At 37.2% G+C, this 22,719-nt stretch carries 24 protein-coding genes; 10 read left to right on the top strand and 14 right to left on the bottom strand.

Annotated elements, in window-relative coordinates; all coding sequences use genetic code 11:
- The first annotated feature begins 387 nt into the window (after positions 1 to 387).
- A complete protein-coding gene (locus tag MHN79_RS03770) occupies positions 388 to 1,497 on the top strand; it encodes a PEGA domain-containing protein (protein ID WP_239171774.1) in 1,110 nt (369 codons plus the stop codon).
- Between the two features lie 147 nt (positions 1,498 to 1,644).
- Positions 1,645 to 3,474 (top strand): SUMF1/EgtB/PvdO family nonheme iron enzyme, encoded by a 1,830-nt coding sequence (locus MHN79_RS03765; RefSeq protein ID WP_239171773.1) that lies wholly within the window; start codon positions 1,645 to 1,647, stop codon positions 3,472 to 3,474.
- A gap of 59 nt (positions 3,475 to 3,533) precedes the next feature.
- Here the strand turns inward: MHN79_RS03765 and pdxH are convergent, their stop codons facing one another.
- The 4 genes from pdxH to MHN79_RS03745 all read right to left on the bottom strand — a co-directional run bounded on the left by pdxH (position 3,534) and on the right by MHN79_RS03745 (position 11,527).
- The gene (gene pdxH / locus MHN79_RS03760) at positions 3,534 to 4,169 is read right to left on the bottom strand and encodes a pyridoxamine 5'-phosphate oxidase (protein ID WP_239171772.1); all 636 of its coding nucleotides are present in this window, start codon (positions 4,167 to 4,169) and stop codon (positions 3,534 to 3,536) included.
- Positions 4,170 to 4,387: 218 nt separating this feature from the next.
- Positions 4,388 to 6,370, bottom strand: a complete 1,983-nt coding sequence (locus tag MHN79_RS03755; RefSeq protein ID WP_239171771.1) for a hypothetical protein — start codon at positions 6,368 to 6,370, stop codon at positions 4,388 to 4,390.
- Between the two features lie 680 nt (positions 6,371 to 7,050).
- Positions 7,051 to 10,086, bottom strand: coding sequence for a CDC27 family protein (locus tag MHN79_RS03750; RefSeq protein WP_239171770.1), 3,036 nt, complete (start codon positions 10,084 to 10,086; stop codon positions 7,051 to 7,053).
- 19 nt (positions 10,087 to 10,105) lie between these two features.
- On the bottom strand, positions 10,106 to 11,527 hold the full coding sequence (locus MHN79_RS03745) for a glycosyl transferase family protein (protein WP_239171769.1): 1,422 nt from the start codon (positions 11,525 to 11,527) through the stop codon (positions 10,106 to 10,108).
- An 843-nt stretch (positions 11,528 to 12,370) separates the two neighbouring features.
- On the opposite strand from MHN79_RS03745, the gene MHN79_RS03740 reads away from it, so the two are divergent.
- From MHN79_RS03740 to rimJ, 3 genes are all read left to right on the top strand, one after another.
- Positions 12,371 to 12,664, top strand: coding sequence for a RebB family R body protein (locus MHN79_RS03740; protein WP_114785353.1), 294 nt, complete (start codon positions 12,371 to 12,373; stop codon positions 12,662 to 12,664).
- Positions 12,665 to 12,698: 34 nt separating this feature from the next.
- Positions 12,699 to 12,998, top strand: a complete 300-nt coding sequence (locus MHN79_RS03735; protein WP_152432327.1) for a hypothetical protein — start codon at positions 12,699 to 12,701, stop codon at positions 12,996 to 12,998.
- A 1,159-nt stretch (positions 12,999 to 14,157) separates the two neighbouring features.
- Positions 14,158 to 14,745, top strand: coding sequence for a ribosomal protein S5-alanine N-acetyltransferase (rimJ, locus tag MHN79_RS03730; protein WP_160929048.1), 588 nt, complete (start codon positions 14,158 to 14,160; stop codon positions 14,743 to 14,745).
- Between the two features lie 190 nt (positions 14,746 to 14,935).
- Here the strand turns inward: rimJ and MHN79_RS03725 are convergent, their stop codons facing one another.
- The 10 genes from MHN79_RS03725 to MHN79_RS03680 all read right to left on the bottom strand — a co-directional run bounded on the left by MHN79_RS03725 (position 14,936) and on the right by MHN79_RS03680 (position 19,884).
- Positions 14,936 to 15,664 carry a hypothetical protein gene (locus MHN79_RS03725; RefSeq protein ID WP_160929046.1) on the bottom strand — a complete coding sequence of 243 codons (729 nt, stop codon included), beginning with the start codon at positions 15,662 to 15,664 and terminating at the stop codon, positions 14,936 to 14,938.
- A 199-nt stretch (positions 15,665 to 15,863) separates the two neighbouring features.
- Positions 15,864 to 16,139 (bottom strand): RebB family R body protein, encoded by a 276-nt coding sequence (locus tag MHN79_RS03720; RefSeq protein WP_114785348.1) that lies wholly within the window; start codon positions 16,137 to 16,139, stop codon positions 15,864 to 15,866.
- Between the two features lie 49 nt (positions 16,140 to 16,188).
- On the bottom strand, positions 16,189 to 16,464 hold the full coding sequence (locus tag MHN79_RS03715; RefSeq protein WP_152432330.1) for a RebB family R body protein: 276 nt from the start codon (positions 16,462 to 16,464) through the stop codon (positions 16,189 to 16,191).
- Between the two features lie 88 nt (positions 16,465 to 16,552).
- Positions 16,553 to 16,828, bottom strand: coding sequence for a RebB family R body protein (locus tag MHN79_RS03710; RefSeq protein WP_114785346.1), 276 nt, complete (start codon positions 16,826 to 16,828; stop codon positions 16,553 to 16,555).
- Positions 16,829 to 16,877: 49 nt separating this feature from the next.
- Positions 16,878 to 17,153, bottom strand: coding sequence for a RebB family R body protein (locus MHN79_RS03705; RefSeq protein WP_114785345.1), 276 nt, complete (start codon positions 17,151 to 17,153; stop codon positions 16,878 to 16,880).
- Positions 17,154 to 17,210: 57 nt separating this feature from the next.
- Positions 17,211 to 17,486, bottom strand: coding sequence for a RebB family R body protein (locus tag MHN79_RS03700; protein WP_114785344.1), 276 nt, complete (start codon positions 17,484 to 17,486; stop codon positions 17,211 to 17,213).
- A 54-nt stretch (positions 17,487 to 17,540) separates the two neighbouring features.
- Complete coding sequence (locus tag MHN79_RS03695) at positions 17,541 to 17,813, bottom strand: RebB family R body protein (RefSeq protein ID WP_239171768.1); 273 nt, start codon at positions 17,811 to 17,813, stop codon at positions 17,541 to 17,543.
- Positions 17,814 to 17,862: 49 nt separating this feature from the next.
- Positions 17,863 to 18,138, bottom strand: a complete 276-nt coding sequence (locus MHN79_RS03690; RefSeq protein WP_239171767.1) for a RebB family R body protein — start codon at positions 18,136 to 18,138, stop codon at positions 17,863 to 17,865.
- A gap of 73 nt (positions 18,139 to 18,211) precedes the next feature.
- The gene (locus MHN79_RS03685) at positions 18,212 to 18,781 is read right to left on the bottom strand and encodes a structural protein P5 (RefSeq protein WP_239171766.1); all 570 of its coding nucleotides are present in this window, start codon (positions 18,779 to 18,781) and stop codon (positions 18,212 to 18,214) included.
- 395 nt (positions 18,782 to 19,176) lie between these two features.
- Positions 19,177 to 19,884, bottom strand: a complete 708-nt coding sequence (locus tag MHN79_RS03680) for a hypothetical protein (RefSeq protein WP_239171765.1) — start codon at positions 19,882 to 19,884, stop codon at positions 19,177 to 19,179.
- 182 nt (positions 19,885 to 20,066) lie between these two features.
- On the opposite strand from MHN79_RS03680, the gene MHN79_RS03675 reads away from it, so the two are divergent.
- From MHN79_RS03675 to MHN79_RS03655, 5 genes are all read left to right on the top strand, one after another.
- Positions 20,067 to 20,279, top strand: a complete 213-nt coding sequence (locus MHN79_RS03675) for a hypothetical protein (RefSeq protein ID WP_239171764.1) — start codon at positions 20,067 to 20,069, stop codon at positions 20,277 to 20,279.
- Between the two features lie 461 nt (positions 20,280 to 20,740).
- Positions 20,741 to 21,553 (top strand): AraC family transcriptional regulator, encoded by an 813-nt coding sequence (locus MHN79_RS03670; protein WP_239171763.1) that lies wholly within the window; start codon positions 20,741 to 20,743, stop codon positions 21,551 to 21,553.
- Between the two features lie 9 nt (positions 21,554 to 21,562).
- Positions 21,563 to 22,117, top strand: coding sequence for a GNAT family N-acetyltransferase (locus MHN79_RS03665; protein WP_239171762.1), 555 nt, complete (start codon positions 21,563 to 21,565; stop codon positions 22,115 to 22,117).
- A gap of 27 nt (positions 22,118 to 22,144) precedes the next feature.
- Positions 22,145 to 22,408 carry a RebB family R body protein gene (locus MHN79_RS03660; protein WP_114785336.1) on the top strand — a complete coding sequence of 88 codons (264 nt, stop codon included), beginning with the start codon at positions 22,145 to 22,147 and terminating at the stop codon, positions 22,406 to 22,408.
- Between the two features lie 26 nt (positions 22,409 to 22,434).
- Positions 22,435 to 22,707 carry a hypothetical protein gene (locus MHN79_RS03655; RefSeq protein WP_114785335.1) on the top strand — a complete coding sequence of 91 codons (273 nt, stop codon included), beginning with the start codon at positions 22,435 to 22,437 and terminating at the stop codon, positions 22,705 to 22,707.
- Positions 22,708 to 22,719: the final 12 nt, after the last annotated feature.

Below are 22,719 nucleotides of genomic sequence, written 5' to 3'. Positions count from 1 at the left end.
AACAAAACCGACTTAATTCGAAATTTATCGATCCATTTTGGACCAACTACAATCAGAAAAGACTGCCGCAAAGCGATGTGTAACTAGCTTCGGAAGAATGATCAAGTGCACATAAATTACGGTTTATGTCACTTCTAGCAACTTTCTTTTTGCAGATACCCATTCTTCACTTGCATATTTCCCCAATCAACTCAAAATGATAGATAGCATCCAAGTTTTATATACGTTAAATTAGGGTAATCTGCATAAAGCTGGTTAATCTTTTTACAAGAGAAAGATGCAGGGTTGAAGTAAACTTGGAAGAGGCAGGAACACAAGGACTGTCATGAGTTTGTCTTTTTTTGGATTTTTACGTTGGTCAATAAACGTTAATTGTTGCAGGGAAATATGATAATACGTCGCATCCCAGCGCTTTTAATTGCGCTAAGCCCACTATGGGCATCAACTTCGATTTTTGCGGAAATGGTGGACTCTGCCGATCCTGTCGCAACTATTGATAGTAAATTGGAAAACAAACAAAGTGAGTTACAGGAGCTTGGTTCTGAATTCGAGGCTGAATCATCACGGTTGCAAACCCTTAGGGCAGAGCTAGGTAAGTTTCAACGTGAAGAGAATGAGCTGAACGCTAAACGGAATCGCGCCAAATCAGCGCTGGACAAACAGTATAACCGCCTTTTAGATGATCCAGACGTTGACTTACTTTCTTTTCAACAAGAGTACCAAGAGGCTTGGGCTTCGGTAAAGAAGAATCAAACTCAGATACTTGAACAAGAGCAAACCATTACTGAGCAAGAGATGCGCTTGTCCCAGATCAAGCAAAAGCGTTCTAGGATTAATTCTGAATTATCTTACCTCAAAGAGCAGAAAGTTGAAGCGCGCGTCAAACGTCTTGATGCAGAGCTGCGAGAAAGTGATGTGTTGAACACCACATTCAAAACAACCTGCTCGGCTACCATGACTCTAGGTGAATGTACTAATCAAGGTAAATACCTCACTAAACAGCGTGCTGTTAATACGTTTAAGACAAAACTTCTCGACAGCTTGACCGAAGCCAATATCGCTAAACAGAACATCAAAGGCGTCCAGCTGAATGTCTTTGTTCAAGAGAGCCAAATTATCCGTTCAGGCTTTGAAGGCAGCAATAGTTATTACACTGAAATGCAAGCCCAACTTCAGGCTCGGCCAGAAGCCTCAGCTGCCTGTAAGCTACTCAATGTATCCTCACGTTATTGTCTCAATAGTGCCAGTGTTGCCAAAAAAGAAAAAACAACCACACAACAAAGCTGGGCAAACATTACTATTCGCTCGGATCAGTACGAAGATCGAGTAACAATCAATGGCGTCAATTACGGTAGTACCCCAATAGAAGTGGTTTTACCTAAAGGAAAACATCAGTTTACTGTCTCTAAAGATGGTTACCAGACATATAACCGTATGATTGCTATTGATGGCAATGATACTGTCTGGGTTAAGTTACGCCCAAATTCAGATATTTAACGCGCTTCTCTTTTTGAGTAGAAGGAAGCAGTACAACATTGACCAAAAACGCCATTTTGTCGTAAGTTATAAGGGAATAACTTACGAAAAAGTGGCGTTTTCGTTTAGAATAACTCCATAAGATTAAAAAGAATTGTAGAAATAATAATGCGAACTGGTTTACCAACCTTCCTTCTTGCTTTGTCACCTTACTTTGTCTCTGCTGGTATTGCAGCTGAGGAAGCGCGCGACCCTATCGTAAAAATCGATCAGAAGCTATTCGACAAACATGAAGAACTAAAATCGGCAACAGAGCGCCATGATGACAAACAGGCTGAATTTGACGGTCAGAAACAGTCTGTCGATCAGCTAACCAAATCGGCTAAAGCTCTGGATGACAAATTTAAGCAAGCCAAAGCACAGCTTGCGGCGAATTATGCCCGCATGATTGACGACCCAACCGTCGACCTTGCTGCAAGTCAGAAAGCCTATCAGGACGCTTGGTCGGCCGTTAAACAAAATCAGAAACAGCGTTTGTTTGAAGAACAAATACTCCAAGAACTTGAACATCAACTCAGTTTAGCCAGCAATGAACTAGAGGCGATTTCTCAAAGTATTGACTCGTTGGAACAAAACAAATTGCGCGCCCGAGCTGAGCGCCTGCAAGGTGAGCTGACAGAATCTCATTCTCTGTCTGTAAGTTTCACTAATCGCTGTCAGGCGAATATGACCATTGCAGAATGTGACCGCCAAACTCGAGACCTTGCTCTACAAAAAGCAGTAAACCAGTTTCAATCTGAGCTTATCGCGAACACTAGCGAGTCAAAAGAAATTGAGCCCAACGCTCACAAAATCCCTTTTAATATTCACGTATTGCGCTCTAAAGCTAAAGAGTCGGGTTTTTATGACGGTATACGCTATCGAAGCCTCATGGATGTCGAAATGCAAGCTAGGCCAACGCAAAGCGCCGCATGTACACTACTTGGCATCAATAAAAAATACTGTTTCGAACCCGATAGTGCTGATGACAAGGGTAGCTCTGTCACCAACCAAGAAATCGCTTGGGTGACCTTGAACGTTCGCTCTAACTTATACGATGATAAAGTCACAATCGATGGGGTTAACTATGGCAGCACCCCTGTAGAAATTATGTTGCCTGTAGGACAACACTCTATTTTAATTAGGAAAGAGGGTTACCAAGACTTCAACAAAGAATTGTCCATTAAAAGAGATCACAACCTTCGCGCCGTGTTAGTTGAAACGGCAAACCCGCTGCGTGAAGGAGATAAGTTCGCCGATTCTCTTGGTTCGGGTCATCAAGGTCCAGAAGTTTCTACCATTCTGCCTGGTCAGTATATGCTTGGTGAACATGGCTCTAAGCAGTTGAAAATCAAACAACCTTTCGGGTTTGGTACCACTCCTGTCACTGTGAAGCAATTTGAAACCTTTGTTAACTCAACGAATTATCAAACCGATGCTGAGCTGAAAAATACCTGTACCGCTATCGTAAAAGGCGAAGTCACGCCTATTTCAAAAGGATATTGGCGCAACCCAGGCTTCAAACAAGCGGCTAACTCTCCGGTGGTTTGCGTAAGTAAGAACGACGCACAAGCTTACGCGCAATGGCTAAGTAGAAAAACCAATCATAGCTACAGGCTGCCAAGTGAAGATGAATGGGAAATAGCGGCTAGAGCAGGCTCTGAATCCAATTATTGGTGGGGCGATCATTTTGCTCCAAGTCAGGCTAATACGGGTTGGGGGGGCACTCCATGGTCAAACAAGAGTACTTCTCCAGTCATGGCTTTCAAGCCCAATAAGCTAGGTATATACGACACCGTCGGAAACGTTTGGCAATGGACCAATGACGCTCGCGGTATTCTTAAAGGTGGGGCTTGGAACTTTTCTCCAGAAATGGCCGCCGCTCATGAGCAGCTTTCTCTATCTGACTCATCTGCGGCAAATTATGTAGGCTTCCGAGTATTACGTGAAATAAACTAACCTACGGACTTACCTAGAATTAAAAAACGCCGCATTTAGCGGCGTTTTTTAATAAAATACTAAGGAGCAAGTCTATCTATCTGCCAAGCTTTTTCTTGTTTAGAGAATAAAAACCTGTCATGAAGACGGTGATCGCCTCCTTGCCAAAACTCAATAGATTCGACCTTTACCCTAAAACCACCCCAAAAGCTCGGTACTGGTATTTCACCATTGGCAAACTTCTGCTTTAGCTCAAGGAACTTGCCTTCGAGCACTCCTCGGGTTGATATGCGGCTACTTTGTTTACTGGCAATGGCCGCCAGCTGACTTTCCTTCGGTCTTGAAGAAAAGTATTTAATATTTTCTTTCACACTCAGTTTCTCCGCACAGCCAGTGACATGCACTTGACGCTCTAGCGTATGCCATGGGAAATGTAAGCTTACTCTAGAATTACCTTCTATTTGCTGAGCCTTACGACTGCCTAAGTTGGTGTAAAAAACAAATCCCTCGTCATCAACATGTTTAAGTAAGACAATGCGCTGAAATGGTTGACCCTGTTCGTCAACCGTCGCTACTGTCATGGCAGTAGGATCCGTTAAACCCGCATCGATGGCTTGCTGTAACCAAAAATTAAATTGATCGATAGGGTTTTGTTTTAAATCTTTTCTTCGCAAACCGCCCTTACTGTACTCACGACGGATATCTTCAAGTTCCATCTTATCTCCCGAAACATTTTTTGCCGATTGTGCTGTTATATATACAGAAAGACAAGGCGATAAACCATATCTTAATCACAATTTCGGCATGCTAATAATATTCTAAAAATTAAGAGTTACTGGATAACATAAACCAGCCACTTGGGAATATAAAGAAAGTGTTCTACTCATGTTGTGAGTAAAACACTTTAATATGCCTATATCGATTGCAGAGTTATTTAGTGGTAGCGAGTACCGGGGAAGCCCTGATGCAGACCTGTTGAAATTACTTCATAACGATCTGACCTGAAATTTGGGAAAGGTGAAAATACCGCTCTGGGTAGTCTTGGTAACTGAACTAAATAGCCTTTAGGTGCAGCGAGAAATCCAACATTTATACCTGTTTTTTTCAACGCTTGTTCAAGCTTAGTTAAATAGAACCCCCCTCCCACATTGCAAGACTGAACCTTTAAAACCCCAACTTCACGTAAACCGAAATCAAACAATTTCTTGGCAAGCTCAGTTGGTGAAAGCGATGTCTCCAGTCCACTTTGATTACTGCAAATGGGACCGTAAGGATTACCATGAGCAACCACATCCAAACGATGATTAAACGTCAATGAGGATAGTTGACTTGAGCTAGCCCGAGGAAACATGCCATTTAGCAGGTGGGATACAAGATCACCATCACTGGCCATGTTTCTTGAAGGGATGCCATAACGACTCTTCACATTCTCACCATAATGTCGAAATAGTGATTCTGGTTGTCCTTTACCAAGAAGCAGTACATGCCTAAAATCTCCGGATGATACCCAGTTGTTAAGACTATTAGCAGTTTGGTGTAACAACCAACCTGCAGCGCCGGTACGAGCCACTTTGTGTACACCTAGCGAACCCATTCCACCAAATAAAGCATAATCATCAGTGAAAGGAAAACGCCTGACCCTTTGCCAACTACCTTGAACATTTGCCACATAGTCAGTGCCCTCGATGGCGTCTGTCCCAAGGTAGTGATGAAGACCTGGCTCCACTTCCGAGCCTATTGATGCTGAGCTACTTATCTTACTGATAGACAAGGCTTGGCTTTGCGGCAATACAGCACCAGGTCTTGCTGTTTGTTGCGCCGCGAGTTCAACAAACTCGTCGGTGTAAACAGCGTCAGCTACTCTTGCGCCGGTAAACATAGTTCGGGAGAAAAGTAAGGCTTGTGCAGCTTCACCGAGTGCAAGTTCACCCAATAATTCGGGAGCAACGAGTGTGACTAAAGTGATAGCCGCAAAGGTCGGAAAGTTCCAACGACTGTGATGCTCTTGCTGCTTATGCTGACGGAAGTGGTTCACCACTGCCTCTCCAACCATGGAGTAGCCATATTTATGGCTAGGCAATTTAGAGACCTGATCATGCCAATCTGTTAATGTTTCACGTTCATCTTGTCGTAGGGATGACCATCGGCTCAAGAGCGTGCTTTGCATCATAGCACCAACTCGCGCATATGGGTGAAACCCGTTTAGTGGCTGAGAAAACTCATCGTATGACGGCTTCCAGCTTGCTGAAAACTGCTTTAATTCTTCGAGTAACACCAACTCTAATCTATCTCTAAATTGACCTCCTGCTGAAAAGTTAGCGATCAAAAATTGACGAAGAGAGTCAGAGTATCGACTATTGGTTTTATCGGCTAACCTTCTGACGAGATCGGCTTCTCCATAACGCTCTAAACTTATGTTTAAAGCAATCGAAAACAGTGACAACCCCAGTGGATCATGCTCATAATATCTTTGCAGATACATGGCTTCGTCTTCAGCCATTGGGTAGAGTACTTCAAGTTCAGTCGCCAAGTTTGCCAAAAACGTTTGCAACATATATTCAGACGGGAATAACTCGTGGTGCGGCATATCCGGAGCTTGGGACATAACAAACAAGGTTGCTGCTTCACTGATGATCCCAACTTCTAGACTCGAAAGTCCATCGGTATTAAACGATTGATTGGCAACTTCTCCTAAACGATTCATAAACAAGCTAGACATATATGCGGTGCCATGCTTTCTTTTTGCAACATTAAGCGCTTCAACCGCGCTTAATGTATGCTCTTGTGCGTCCCAATCAACCCATAGGCTCACTTTATCACGCATAGTCTGATGGTGATCGTACTGGGTAAATGTTGCGTCTGTTGCTCCCGTAGAAAAAGAAGCAGCGAGAATAGAAGATAATAATATTTTTTTCATATTTTTTATTCTAATGAAAAGTGAAGGTCAAATAGACAACCCACACTTAATATATTGGACGTAGTGCATTGTTCTAATGACAAATCACTACAAGAGTCGGCAACTCATTTTCTCGCTGATGGGTATTAACGAGACAACCTGTCGATTGTTAAATGAGCGCCAAATGTGATATCTGCATCTTGTAAAAATAAGTAGCGCTATATAAGCAAAACTTAAAAATGAGTCTAGAAATAAGGTTTAGCACAAGTACCTAAACACTTTATTAGAATAAAAATGACTAGATAACCAAACCTTAGATTAAACAAAAAATTTACACGCAATTAACACACTTGAAATGTATATCATTCTTAAACTGTCAAACAATCCGCATAATACTGTTATTTTTGTAAGACTTTTTCCATCCGAAGTTAAAATTAAAATTCATTTAAAATCATAATGTTAAATATTTTATAAATTCAGGTAAGAAAAATAATTCTTAGGTTTACGTTAACATGCAATAAATATTAGTGGATAAAACCAATAGATTTAATACCTGTCACAAATAAAATTTAATTAATTAATATATTTGTACATAGTAAATATAAAGCCTACAGTGGCTTATATCTTACAATTAGAACAGATAATCAACACCTAAGCTTTCATTTCAATAAATTGATAGGTAAAGATAATGAACGATACCCTTAGTATGAGAGGTTAAATCGTAAAATAACTGCATTTTTTTCACTATCGCTGAGGTATTTTTGCCACTCCAATGAAATTTCTGTCTCATTAGAATACCCCGTATATTTATCATTGTTAAAAGAAGCTAACCAACCCACACCGGCACCAGTTTTCACTTGGTTATCACTTTGTTCATCGACAATGTCAGCGCTCGCCTGTAGTAGTCCATACACACGTAAACGTTGGTGGTAATTCTGGGCTAATCCCCATACAGGCCCAGATTCACCTCTGGTGTACAGCAATGATCTTTGATCGTAAAACTGATAAAACGCATCAAAGTACAAACTGTTTGACCAGCTTACTTGTTGAACCCCTCGCCAAGTTTTGTCCCAACCTAAGCCCGAAAATACATCCCCATTCACTCTTACGTAAGTGGTAGTATAGGAATCTTCTCCTAAATAATGGCGAACACCTGAAGAAAATGTCATGTCAAACCGTTGCAAAGGCCTCCATTTCAGTCCCAAATCAACTCCAGTAGAATCCCAAGATCCAGAGCTCAATACACTCACTTGCCCGGCTAGCGAAGGGAGGCTCTCAAAACCATAGCTCGCACTGACTTGATAAAACCCCTCACTATCAGGGTCATCAAATAGTCCCTGAAACGGGCTACTGTTTCCGGACTCTCCACTGAAAGAAAATTGCCAAGCTGAAGTCACGGCACGATTCTCAGCACGCAGCTGGTCAATAAGTCGAGTATCTTTTTCAGGCATGGTAGTGAGCTGGTCAATAAGCACTTTATATTCATGTTGCGCTTTGTCACCACAGCCAATATTTTTGTAGGCTTGAGCTAATTGGTGACGCGCTGATATTTTATCTTGACCATTTAACTGTGGGATAACAGATTCAAACAATCGAACTGAGTCTTTAGGACGATTTAAGAAGTAGGCATAAGCCAGTTCAGTAGCGATGTAAACATCCTGAGGGTGAAGTTTATGTTGATAGGAAAGGTAATCAGTCAGCTTTTGCTTGCTTCCTTGTAATTTATACAGCCTAATATATCGAGAAACAATCTGACGATCCGATTCGAATTTGTTTTCTACCATCTCAAGGTTGCTTTCGGCGGAAGTGAAGTCCTTTTTGGCTAAATAGATATCTGTACCGAGCAACCACCAGTCTAAGATATCTTGGTCATCACTTTCAGCCCACCAAAATCTGGCTTTCTCATATCGTTTTAATTGGTAATAAGAGCTTGCAACTAAAAGCCGAACATAAGGTGATTGTATGTGCTGCCATTCGGGTAGCAATACGTTAAGTACCTCTTGATAACGCTGCTGCTGATAAAGCATCTGAGCTTTCGTCCCTACAATAGCCAAGCGCGCTGAAAATGACTTCTGCATCAACAAGGCATTGTCGGTATATTCTAACGCTCTATCAACATTAGCAGGGTAGCTGCAATACCCAAGGACTTGCCAAGCAAATGAGGTTTGAGGGTTTGAGAACGCTTTTTTGGCAAGGTTACACCCATCATACTGCTGCCAAAGCAATGCGTTATCAAATGAAGCGATATCTAGGTTCTTCATTTGCATAGCAATCTCCGGGGCAAATTTTCCGGGGTGCTTTGAATACAGCGTGAGTAGTTGCTCAGCAATATCTAGCCTAACCTTGGAAGGCAGATAACTAACCGATAACAACTTCTCGTATTGTCTGATTAACTCAACCTCAGTAAGTGCCTTTTTCATTGCTTCTAACAAGCTTTTTAGGTCAGACTGCCGGTTAGAACGACGATAAACCGCTTCCCACGCGAGCATTGAATGATTGAATTGACCATTTTTTTCATATGCCAATGCCAGAAGCCGCCTGCTGCTCAAAGAAAGGTAAGCGGTAGACGATAAGATATCTATTACCTTTTGATATTCTCCCTGATGGTATCTATTCCATGCAACCACTATCTTTTGCCTGTGAAGAAGTCCTGAATCATCAAAAGATGCGGCCTCAATCATAAAGGATAGGTTTAACTCTTCAGCTAAACTCAACCATAGCTTGGGTGATTCGAATGAAGAACAAGATGACAATTGCTGCTTGGCTAACTCACGGTTGCCCAATCTTGCACTGATCAATGCGCTTTCAGTGCAAGAAGCATTAGATCTCTTTGTTTGATACGCACGGGCGAGCGGCCAATTGCCTAGGCTTATCGCAAGTTGGAATGCGCGCTCATAGTCATCTGAAGATAAGCCATAGTCTTGTTCCAACCATTGATACCAGTATAGAGCTTGGTCATACTCTTGATCATCAATCAAATCGAGGATCAATTGCTTGGTAAGCAGAATCTTTGTCTCCCCATGGTCTGCATCCGTCAGTAACTCCCTAGTCTCTTTTATTTTTTTACTCTTGATTAGCGCAAGGCCAACGATATATTGCTCTCTGTCAGACAGCGCTCTCCTGCGTCTGATCTGAGACATGGTATCGATAACTTTCAAGTAGTTTTCACGCTTTAGCCATACTTCAGACTCATAAAGAATGGCTTGATCTGGCTTAATATCAGAAGCTTGGGAAATACTCCAATCCAGTGCCAATGACTCAGAATTGTCTGCTAACCAGTAAAGACGATATAAGTATACCTGCCGCTTAGCTTCAGGCGGCAAATCACCCAGTAAGGCAACAAATTCAACGTTAGGTAGGTTCAACTGCTGAACAGACATTTCACTTCTTAAACTCGCAAGCAACTTTACTTTTTCTTGCTCCGGCAATGCCTCTAATGTTTGCTCTGCTTCTGTGTACGTTTTTGCCTTTAGCTGCAACTTGAATAGGTAATGTAAAAAAGGTTGGTAGTTGGGAGCTATATTCAAAGCTCTTTTCACTTCAGTAATGGCTTCTACAAACCTCTGGCTACGCTCAAAAGAAAAAGCTCTGTTCAAATAAGGAAAAGTACGAAAGTGAGTAGATTCACTTAGAGACGAAGCTATAAACGTGGTGCTGTCCTTTACTGTATCCAAAACTGGAGTAGTAAACAATGAGATAACTATTATAATTATTTTTATTAGACGTATTTTCCTCATGATTATTTTCCTTCTTTATTTATGAATTTTTAATGTCAGGAAAATCATGTTTAGTTTTGTCCCATGATATTTTCATTATGTTATCTTTGGAAAAAACAAGATATAATGCTCTAATATTTGAGAAGAAGTTAATAATATTACTCCAAAGTGTCCTAGGAATAGAAATAAATGCACTTAGTAATCCATAAAACCTTCGTACAAATATAAAGCGGTGTATAAGTCTATTTATAAAAAACAAAATATTTGCATAGCTTATATATTCTAATAGAAAATAATCATCAAATATTGATAAGAAGAAATAGCTATCTTTAAAAATAATTTGATAAATGGATATACATGCTATCTGAAGAAATACTGCCATAGACAAAAATGAAACAGTATTTGATAAGACACAACGTCTATCTCGCCAAAGAAAATAATTCATTTTCCAATTTTTCGACCAGCCGATATTTTTCCAACCTTGAAATACTATGCCGATTATCCAGCGACTTTTCTGTCTAACTGCGGCATTAAAAGAGCTAGGGAAGAACTCCCTAACACAAACAAGACTCGGGCTATCACTATCATCAGAGTCTTTAAAGCTGATATTTTTGGCCACAGAGCGGACGAATATTTCGCTCATCCCCCACTGCTTTAGTCTCACACTGATATCGTAATCTTCTGTTAACGATCGACAATCAAAAGGTTTTCCTCCGCCTGAGCGAGCCAGCCTGAACAATGCCCTACGACTTAGGCATGTTCCCACTCCAGCGCTAGGAACGTGACCCGTCATAGACATTCGAACTAAGAGATCTTTTTCATGTAATTCAGAGAACTCATCTATATAATGTGAAGACGTAAATTGGTACCACTTTCTTACGTATGGATAGACAGGAATTTGTATTAAGTCATATTCTGGAAGATAAGTATTGAACAGGGAAAGTTCATAAGAGTGAGTAACGTCTTCGGAATCATGCAAAATAAACCCTGAAAATTTTATCCCTTTTCTATTTTCTTCGAACAAAATGTATTTGAATATATTATTCAAGCAATCTGCTTTACTTGTAGGTCCTGGTTTTTTACAGATAACATTGTGCACATTTTTATATTCAGTGCATACTTCCTCTATACAAGCCGTAGTAGCCAGATCATTTGGATAAGTACCAACAAATATATGAAAATTGTCGTATTTACAGGAAGATGCTAGAAGAGATACCATTTTCTCAATCACACCATCCTCCTGCCAAGCAGGTATCATTATTGCCATATAACTTTGTTTTATGTCGGTCTTTACATTTTCCTCTCTGTTTTCTTTTGAATTAACTCCTAATAATACCTCCTTCCAATACATTAAGTCGATGAATAAATCATCAACTCCAAATAAAAAAATAAATATAATTAAAAATATAGCTATATATTTTACAAAATAAAGATAGAATAGAAAAAAATCAAAAACAGACATTTATACTCCTCATATACATGAAGATAAAAATATAGTTTTTGATATGATAAATTATTAAATTTCACACAATAGGAGCTATTTCATATGATTTTAATACTATATTTTTATCCACATGTATAAGATATATTATTCACTTCGGATTTATATAACAATATCAAAATACATGAAATAATGGATAGTTTAAAAATGCCAACTATAAATAAAAAACAGGCATTACTATAATTTATGAAAAGAATGAGAATTAATAAATATTTTAAAATATTCTACTTTATCTTATCTTCATCAGGAATATTGTATTTTCGCAAAGTCAAATAGCCATTATCTACCCGAATGGATAGAGAATTACTATTAAATCCACCATAATACCTTCTTCTAACAATAAGTTCAGATATTGAACTAGCATTAATAATTCTTCTTTCATATACTCTTTGTAAATACTTATACTTTGTCATAGAACTCTGCTGCTACTTACCCAATAAAAAGCGTTAAACATAATTTTTTGCCCAGCAATCTCTAACAATGAAACCTATTTTATACAGGGTAGTACAGGTTTCCTTGCACTATTCATAGTCCGTATAATTCTCTATTGATTAGTTACAATATCATTAAGTGACGAAATAGACATAAGTTTTTTTCAATTTGCATGTAAAAGTTCATTCATTATTAAATGAATGAATATGAAAGACGCTATAAATATATAAAAAGGATTATTAATCTAGATTTAAAAGATAACATGTTAATCAGATATTACCTAATGATGGCTATTTTATAATAAAATAATATTGTCATATTGGTTAATATATCTCTCTATTCATACACATTTGTATCAGTAAAGGAAGGCATATGTCTGATCAAGATTACACTACATTACAGAAGTTCTCTGACCAACCTACATCGATAGCAGAAACAACCTTATCTGAAACTATTGGCTTGACTATGCATAACTTAGTGGCAAACCAGCAGCAATCTCAAGTGACGACTTCTGCATCAGTAACCAATGCATGTGCACGATTACTTGCCATCCCTCAAGCTTCTTCTCAAAAGGCTGGTTCTAGTGAAGAGTTCGGTATTAGCGCACAACGTGAAAGAGAGAAAAAGAAAAAAAGTGGATTAGCTGGATTCTTTTCACGTTCATAGCACTACTGGGCATCTTGAATAGCGCATAAGCCTGATGGCCGATGAACAGAATAACTACATCGATCAAGCAACATCGATAGCTATTCAAGATGCTGTCGACAATATTCGTAATGTCACCGATATATGTAACACTGCTTCTGGCGTCGCTATGGCAAAACTGCTGGAGGGAGGCGACAAAGTCACATGCTTAACGACTATCGCAGAATCGAATCAATTGATAGCAAATGCGATTGAAAATTATGAAAAAATAGTGTCTTTATCTATCGAATGTCGTCAGAAAAACGCTGAAACATCACGAGTAAATAAGCCAAAGAAGCGATTCCTTATTTTCTAATTTATCAAGAAAGGTTAAAAGATGGAAGAGAGTAAAAATGGTACATATAGAATTCATAGCCGTAAGTATAGATACCCCAACGGAAGAACAAAAAAGATAATATACAAGTATAAATCGGCTCCTAAAACAGACATACAGCTGGAAAAAGACGTTTTCCTTCTACTCGAGAAAGCCATAGATACCTATAAACAGATGAGTAAATCTCGACAGCTAGAGTCCTTGTCACGGATGCTATCCAGACTAGAAATGCTTGATAACACACCTCAAACTCCATTAACAAAAGCTAAAAAGGATTTTCTAGGTTCTAGCTAATCTATCAGATATGGCTCAACTCGACTAACGTACTGCTAAAAATATCTAGCTAAGTTTTCTTAAACCGTGAGACCAAAATACCTTTCTCCCTTTTTCCCATAGGTACAAAATTGTTCATATCCGTCTCCAACAACACATCATTCCTTTTGGGTTGCAGTGGGTAATCTCTTGGGTAATAGTATTGACTTTCTACAATAGATGATAGTGATAAATACCCTGTTTTCTCTATTGCTTTATGAAAGCAACGATATGCCCTGAAACAAGCCTTTAGCTTTCTACTCATTATCCTTACTCACTGATTTTCTTATAATAATTATAATTAACCTAATTTATTTTTTAGGTAAAAAGAATAGAAGGCTTATAAAATTTCAAAAATATATAAAAATATTTTCCTAATATTTTCCGCATTGAATCATTTGCTATGTGCGACAAGAAACAATGTTTTTCAAAGAGATAAATAGGCTTCTCCCCTTGTATCATAAAGGCTGATCCAAAAATGAATAAATCTAAACAGACTAGAAAGTCATACTTTTTTCATTTTTATTCATGTCTTCAGTCATCATACAAATTCATCTACAAATGTATAAACAGCATTTATAAGTAGTTATCATGCAAATCAGACTTATTATGTCACTATATGCTCAGTCCATTTAATAATCATTATTTACTAAAAGTTAAGTAATTTGTCTCTGTTATAGAGTGATGTCGATACTTAATATGATGGTTACCAAACGTAGCTATAAGGAAGTGAGATAAAAATTATACGACTAGTTATATAGCATTAAACATTCACCATTGATATTAAATATAGAAGTATTCAAATTTACTATTTTTAAGGTAGGTAGCAATGACACAACTTAACTTTCTTCATAATGTCAGCTTGACTGAAGATGATATTATAATAAGAACTGCACAGATTTCAGATGTTGAAACTATAACTAATTATTATAAAAGTAATAAAGACCATTTAGAAAAGTGGGAGCCTGAGCGTGATAATAATTTTTTCACTGTACAAGGTTGGTATCAAATCCTTTGTAAGTTTGATGAGCTGAACCGAAATGGATCATTAGTCTATTTCATAATTATAGATCGCCAATCTTCTGAGATGATTGGTAGTATATCTTTCAGTAATATTTTTCGCTTTCCTTTTCATTCTTGCAGCTTAGGTTACTCACTAAGTGAGAAAGCTCAAGGAAAAGGAATCATGACCAAAGCATTAACTGCTGCTATTAACTATATGTTTAAAGTTCAGAACTTACATCGGATATCAGCTTATTTCATGCCAAAGAATAGCAAAAGCAAAGCAGTACTCGAGCGATTAGGGTTCAAATTTGAAGGCTTTGCCAAAGACTACTTACTTATCAATAAACAGTGGGAAGATCATGAACTAGTCTCTTTATTGAATCCAAACTGGATAAAGCCACAGACTCGCTAATATAAGTGCTAGCATTTTCCCCTAGATGTCAATCCGACTAGAGTACTCAACTGCCAATGACTCTAGTTGGATAGTGTAAAATCACATGAATACAACTATCGTCTTATCGAACTACATTGTAGACTTGCATTAAGACAAAGCCCTTTTTAGTACAATATAGTAGCTCACTTCCTTGAGCTACAACTCTACATCATTTCCCAGAAAATCCATTAATTATATTTAATATGCTTAGTATTTTTTTTGATACCTGCTTTTCAAAAATTACTGCTGACTTTTCTATTGTTTTAATAAATGTTTCTACTCCCCAGCCTAATATTATACACAAGAATTGAACTGGAACACTTTCTAGACTTATAGATTTAGACATTAGTACAACAATAGGTGGCCATACAACAGAGTAAATTATATATTTATTTCTCTTTATTTTTGCACTGTTATAAGTCATGATACATCCGTTTAAAAGAAAGACTATACGCAACAGTACGGACATTAATGCAAATATATAAGGGTTTATATACTCTTTAAATAAGTAATAACCTTTCGTGTAGGTAAAGCTAATAAGGTTTTCTTCATCAATTGTAACGGAAATAATATCTTTATGATGTAGATAAACCAATGTTAATATAAATGACATTAACAATATAAGGAACACTCTCAAGAACAAACTCAACAACTTATGAGACTCTACGGAAGCCATATAATACTTATCAGATATTTGCTCCATTGAATGATCTTTTGTAAGCGCTAGTAGCTTATCTCTCAAAGAAAAAAGGTCATCCACTTCTAAGTTATCGATATTCTCTATTTCTGCAAGATCAATGTTTAGATCTTCTTTTTTTTCTAGAGTAAGAATTTCGCTATCAAATACAAACCAGAGTAGCTTTCTTATATCAGATACTATTAATTCTCTTATATCCATATTCCTCACTTACATAAAGTTACCCTACCATTCTAGATATATGAGGGACGGTTAAAAGTAAAAGCCAACACAAAATTATTAAGTCCAACCATCTAATATACATGTTACTACCTTATTTAATCATAATAATATAGCCATTATGTATAATGGCTATATTTTTTATTAATAAACAGATATTCTGTTTATTTACTCCGTTTAATTAACCTTTCTCAATGATTCCTTCAGCAGTACGACCTACAATTGAACCACCTACAGACATTAGTGCATTGAACCCTTGTATAGTCGCAGCATGCATAGTAATTTGACCTTGCTGCTGAGCTGACGTTACATTATGAGCACCAGTACTTAGAGCATGAGAAGTCGAGATTAGTAAGTTACCCATCGCCATTGCTGGTGTTTCACCAACCACTTTAGTGTTCACCTGAGTTACTGAGTCTGTTACTTGTCCATTCACTTGGGTTGCTGTTTCTGACATAATATTTTTCCTCTCTGATTAATTATTTAGTTTTTTAGTATGCTAATTATTAGCCTTTCTCGATGATTTCTTCGCCTGTACGACCAATCGCAGCAGAGCAAACACTCATTAGTGAGTTAATGCCTTGGACCGTCGCTGCCTGCATAGTGACTTGGCCTTGCTGCTGAGCAGAAGTCGCATTGTGAGCGCCAGTGCTCAAAGCGTGGGAAGTAGAAACCAATAGGTTACCCATTGCCATTGCTGGTGTTTCACCAACTACTTTGGTATTCACTTGAGTGACTGAATCAGTGATTTGTGGATTTACGGTTGTTGCTGTCTCTGACATCGGTTAGTTCCTGTTAAATTAATGAATGACAATTTGGATTTGATTGACGTTGCTAAAACGTCAACCAAATGCGGCTATTCTGTAGAATTTAGCCTCTTTCGATAACTTCTTCGCTCGAGCGACCAATAACTGCAGAACCGACACTCATCAGTGAGTTAACACCTTGTACTGTTGCTGCCTGCATAGTGATTTGACCTTGCTGCTGTGCTGACGTCGCATTGTGCGCTGCATTAGACAGTGCGTGCGAAGTAGACATCAGCAAGTTACCCATAGCCATTGCTGGAGTCTCACCGACAACTTTAGTGTTTACTTGAGTTACAGAGTCTGTAATTTGTGCGTTTACCGCAGCTGCTGCTTCTGACATAAGTAGTCTCCTTAATTAGTTAAGTTGTTTTCACTAAGATAAATAACGATTATTTCTTCTCGATGATTTCTTCGCTTGTACGGCCGATAACCGCAGAGCCTACGCTCATTAGAGAGTTAACACCTTGCACTGTTGCTGCATGCATAGTGATTTGACCTTGCTGCTGTGCTGATGTCGCATTGTGCGCGCCAGTACTTAGAGCGTGAGAAGTTGAGACAAGAAGGTTACCCATAGCCATTGCTGGTGTTTCACCAACTACTTTTGTGTTAACTTGAGTAACTGAATCAGTGATTTGTGGGTTTACAGTGGTTGCTGCTTCTGACATGATTTATTTCCTTTTTTAACTTAATTAATTAGATAGTTATCTGTTGTAAATTGACTATTACTTCTTCTCGATGATCTCTTCACTAGTGCGGCCAATGACGGCAGAACCTACGCTCATTAGAGAGTTAATGCCTTGTACTGTCGCTGCATGCATAGTGATTTGACCTTGCTGCTGAGCAGAAGTCGCATTATGCGCACCTGTGCTTAGAGCGTGAGAAGTAGAAATGAGCAAGTTGCCCATTGCCATCGCTGGTGTTTCGCCAACGACTTTAGTATTTACCTGAGTAACTGAATCAGTGATTTGTGGATTTACAGTAGTTGCTACTTCTGACATAGTCTGTTTCCTATTTGATTTAATGGTGTTGTGTTATTTCGATAAGGTTGTTAATTACTTTTCGATAATTTCTTCGCCAGTTCTTCCGATTACAGAAGAGCCAACACTTATCAGAGCATTCACTCCCTGAACTGTTGCCGCATGCATTGTCATTTGACCCTGCTGTTGCGACGCGGTGACGTTATGAGATCCAGTACTTAACGCATGTGACGTTGATACTAAAAGGTTTCCCATCGCCATAGCTGGCGCATCTCCAATCACTTGTGTATTTACCTGTGTGACAGAGTCCGTCATCTGAGCATTAACGGCTGCTATTGCCTCAGACATAATGTGCTACCTCCTTTGATTAAGATGATTATTCGGCTTGCTCAATGCTTTATCTCTTTCTAATACTCGTCGCTCTAACTCGGTCTAAAAGTAATGACCCAACATTTGCCAAGGTATTTACTCCTTGGACTGTGGTACCTTGCATCATTATTCGGCCTTGATGCTGAGAAGAGGTCGCGTTATGCGCTGTATTACTCAACGCGTGTGACGTTGACATTAGTAAGTTACTCATGGCCATAGCTGGTGTCTCACCAACTACTTTCGTATTTACTTGTGTAACAGAGTCTGTAGTTTGAGCATTTACAGCTGAAACATTGCCTGACATTGTTATACCCTCATTTGGCTACTAACTTAGTGGAGATTATTTAATTAACAATTAATATCGCTATTAATTACAGTTATTTAATTGAAATACCTTTTTTAATTATCTTGATTGGAAAAGAATTCCCGGACTCTATAATTGCCATATTCTTAATGATTATTGGATATTCATCGTTTTCAATAATTTTATCCCTAGGTATCCCACTCATAATTGATATTTTTTTAATTATATTTTCGGTATCATTTTCGTTAGGTGGTGAGAACCTAAATATTATTTTCTCTATAGTTTTTATATTATATTTATTCCTATAGGTCATAAGTGTTTTGTAGGCTGCTCTAAAGCCATATTCAACACTAATAAACTCTTCAAAATCATAGTCATGCTTCTTTTTAACTTCACCCAACCATTTATTGCTTGCTGAATATCTTATATTTAAAGGGTTATTGTTTCTGATTCCTCTGCTCATAACTTCAACATTAGAAATATTCTTATCTTTATCTAGAATTGAAAAATAAAACCAATCCGAATTATTTAAATTTTTTTCATCATGGCTTAAATAAATCATAGTCATGAGAAAAAAGTTTAAAGATAAAGAAATTAAAAGTAGTATATTTTTTCCTATATAAATACCTTTATCATTCTCCATTGTGAATCAAACTATATTCATCTTCTCTCCTTGTTGCAGTAATATTAATTCTTTTTAGGTCAGTCCGGATAGTCAAAATCAATTAAAAACATATACAAAACAATAAAATTAAAATCCTAAGTTTAAAGATGTGTTTTTATAATCATCAGGTGAAAATAGTAGAAAGTTTAAATACAGTTAATATGTATGATTGCGATAGTATTAATTGTTTGTGGAATTAAAAGGACATGCTTAATTACTAATATATAAACAGATGTGATTTATAACCAAGGTACCCATCAAATGTTCATAGAGCATAAACTCGTGGAAACCTAGGTTATAGGAGATGAGATTAGTTTGTTGAGAGAAGCCTGTCTGACTTACATTGTATAGCCATTCAGGCTTCGAGGAAGCTATCAGCGAAAGTCAAAATCTTGTATATCGCGAGTAACCGAATTTTGAGATTTAGCTTTGAAGTGAAGAACTAGGTTTGCGAGTTCTGTTTTTGCGTGTTCTTCAGGAAGAGGTTCCTCGTACATCGCATCTCTCAAGGCTGGAGGATTAAACCTAGTAATATATGCAGCTGTTAGGATAGAAGTAATGATAGCGTTGTTATCATTTTTACAATAACTCAATGTCCTTACACGATGATCATTTGGACACATTTTTTTATATGTAATAGTTTCAGGACAAGATCTGTAGCCCTCTCCAATTACAAGCTCGTCGGACGATAAAATCCAGCTAGTTTCTTTACCGAGTTTGGTAAAGTTTAGCTTACTATCATCTTCACTATCGAAAACAGGTAGATCCTGATCAAAACCGAGATTTCGATCAACAACAAAAATCTCAACGCCACGAGTTAAGTTATCAATACAAGTTTTTATCTTATGGGGTTTGTAATCACTATCATAACTCTCTGCATTCATTGACTCAAAACCTGTTCTCTTGATGTCATAAATAACTTCAGCTTTAGGGTACCCATTTGTTCGCAAGTTTCTACATAATGTTTCCGCTTCAAACCTCTCACATTGAGTAAGGATAGATAAGGTTAATCCTTCATCTACTCCTTGCGTTTGGTCTGGAACTCCCAACAGCTCGATTTGTGTTAACTTTATATTATTCACGAAGTAAACTCCTTTATAGATGTTTTGATAATTAAATCACAGCTAAAAAAATCAATCTTGTAATTAATTACTGATTTATAATTACGGTATGATTGATATTTAATATAAATTTGAATTTTTTTTACTATAAATAAAAAAAATGAAAGTTAGAATAAATCAAGAACTATTTGGAGTAATTTATAATGAATGATTTTATACATAAAAATACTGAAGACACTGAATGTGAAATAAGTAATTATGAGAGTGATAATTTCAGTAATGAAGGAAATGAAATATTGAACGATAAAGAGGATCTAGACTGGACGATAGACAACGACTACCTAAATGTCTACGAAAACATTGATACTCTATTCGATGATAGCGGATATATCTATCATGATAACTTTGATTATTAAAACAAGGTAAATACTTATAGTAAATTACCACACAAAGTACGTTAAATCCCCATTAAACCTATTATTAGATCCTATTTTATATTCATCAAACAAGCTTTTAAAATATATATAAGTCAAAACCTTACTATTCATTAGCCAAATAACAACCAAATAGTGTGGTCTTAACCCAAAAATTAAGTTACTACGACTTCATTTATGCCCTTGATATAGGCATTTATTAAATGCAACGTTTTGTGGGCCGGGACCAAGGATTTATTTCAATCTAGTTTAATAAGTAAAAAACAAATAAACGGATAATTAGCTAATATTTACCTAAAGTTAGTCAAAAATGACAATAAGTTAGTGAATATTAATGTGAAAATTTTATCAAAGTTACTTCATCGGAGTTGATCATGATAAACAACGGAATCATAAATGAAATGAAAAATTGCCCTAACTCTATATTGAATAAACATATTCATATGGCTCAACAATCTAAAAACAAGTTGATAAGTATCTATTGTAGAAATGCGCATCTGATCAAGCTTCATGTTGAAAATTTCCACCTTAATAGTGATAACGATTATGGTAAGTTTTCTGTAATTGATGGAGACCCTAATGTTAAGACTACTATTGATAAAATTAGACCATTACTAAAGACAAAAGAAAAAACTACTGTATTCATAAATGGTCTGGAGCTCTTTGAAGAAGAGGACTATGACAAGCTACTAAAATTCATTAGAAATATTAAAGAAGATAAGTCGATAAAGTTTATTTTTCCTTTCAATGACACCTCTGTAAAGAAAGGTTTAGTTGATATATTCCTAAGTGATGACTTCTTCAATATTTATATTCCTATCGAACAAAATACTCATTCAATTGGGTATGATGAGACTTGTGATGATGAACAGCAGCTTAAAAATATATTGAGTAGCGAGGAAGATATCGAACATCTCAAGAAATATCATACTTCCTTATATTTAGCAGTCTCATATATATACAAGAATTTATCAAATGATATAACGCTAGAAGAAGTTGCAAAGTCCGCATATGTTAGCCCCTCTCATTTGTCTTATCTATTTAGGACTAAGTTAAACACTAAGTTTAAGAAAGTTTTATTTATTCTTCGACTCAACAAGGCAAGAGAGATCATTACTCACAACCCAAGGGTTACATTAACAAATGTTGCTATTCAAGTTGGGTTTTATGATTTAAGTCATTTTGGAAAAATATATCGTAAATATGAAGGTTCAAACATAGGTGATTTTAGAGATTCAATCCGAAAGCAAAGTTAGGCTAGGACTATGTTTAAAGATTTTTTTAACATTGACGGCGAAAGCTATTCGATATCGCTACTATCGGTATCGGATAGCAAGCCTATCACTGATTATTACAAAAGAAACAATAAGCATCTTACTCAATGGGAACCAAGGAGTAATGATAACCTTGAAATGCAATCAAACTGGCAAAAGTATATTTCTTCCATCATAAGAGAGTATAACTTAGCAAGGTTCTTTTCATTCGTAATAAAATTGGACAGTAAAATAGTTGGAATAATTAATATCAGTGATGTAAAGAAAAAACCACATTATTCTTGCAACATAAGCTATTCCAGTGATTTGGTATACCAAGGTAGAGGAATAATAAAGTCATCGATAAATATTATTTTAAAGTGGATGGCTAAGTATCAAAAGATTAAATATGTTACTGCATATTGTATGACCAATAATAAGAAGTCATTGAAACTTTTGAATTCACTTAACTTTCAAAAAGTAGGCTTATTTGAAGACTATGCGATTGTAAATAATGAGTGGAAAGATTTCTATCTACTCAAAAAAGAATTAACTCAAATATTTTAATTTTTCATCAATAAGTGGAGCAAAATTATGCCAGATTCAGTATGTGAACAAATTACCGACTCTGTTACCCAAACGAATACAAAAACGGTTGCTGAGACACCGGCAATGGCCATGAGCAACTTCATCATGGCAACCAACACTGCAGTGAGTAACAGCAATCAAAATGCCACAGCAGCCCAACAACAAGGTCAAATGCTAATGCAAGCAGCCACAACACAGGGCATTAACGCCATTAATGCGATTGGCTCAGCGTCGATTTCAAAAGCAGCAGAAGCCATTTTAGAAAAGTAACTTCCTCACTTTAAAGGTCCGTAACCATGAATGAACCACCGAAGCCTATTGAAAGCGCAAAGAATACAGCGACACAATCAATCGCACAGTCATCTGCAATGGCTCTATCTGACGCAACTGACAACCTAAGAAATTTATCATCTATTGGCACAACAGCTATAGGTGTTGCGCTAGGACAGTTTATAGAAACAGGAGACCCAAAATATCTAGAAGGTATTGATAAAGCAGGAGAAGTAGTGACCCAAGCGATTAGCAATTTCTCCGAGCTAGGTACGAGAGCAAAAGAAAATATCAACTAGAACTCACATTTA

Origin of the sequence: Vibrio sp. Of14-4, assembly GCF_022347625.1 — a bacterium.
Classification (GTDB): domain Bacteria; phylum Pseudomonadota; class Gammaproteobacteria; order Enterobacterales; family Vibrionaceae; genus Vibrio; species Vibrio pristinus.
Note: the sequence above shows the minus strand (reverse complement) of the source record. Positions and strands in the feature narration are given on the sequence as shown.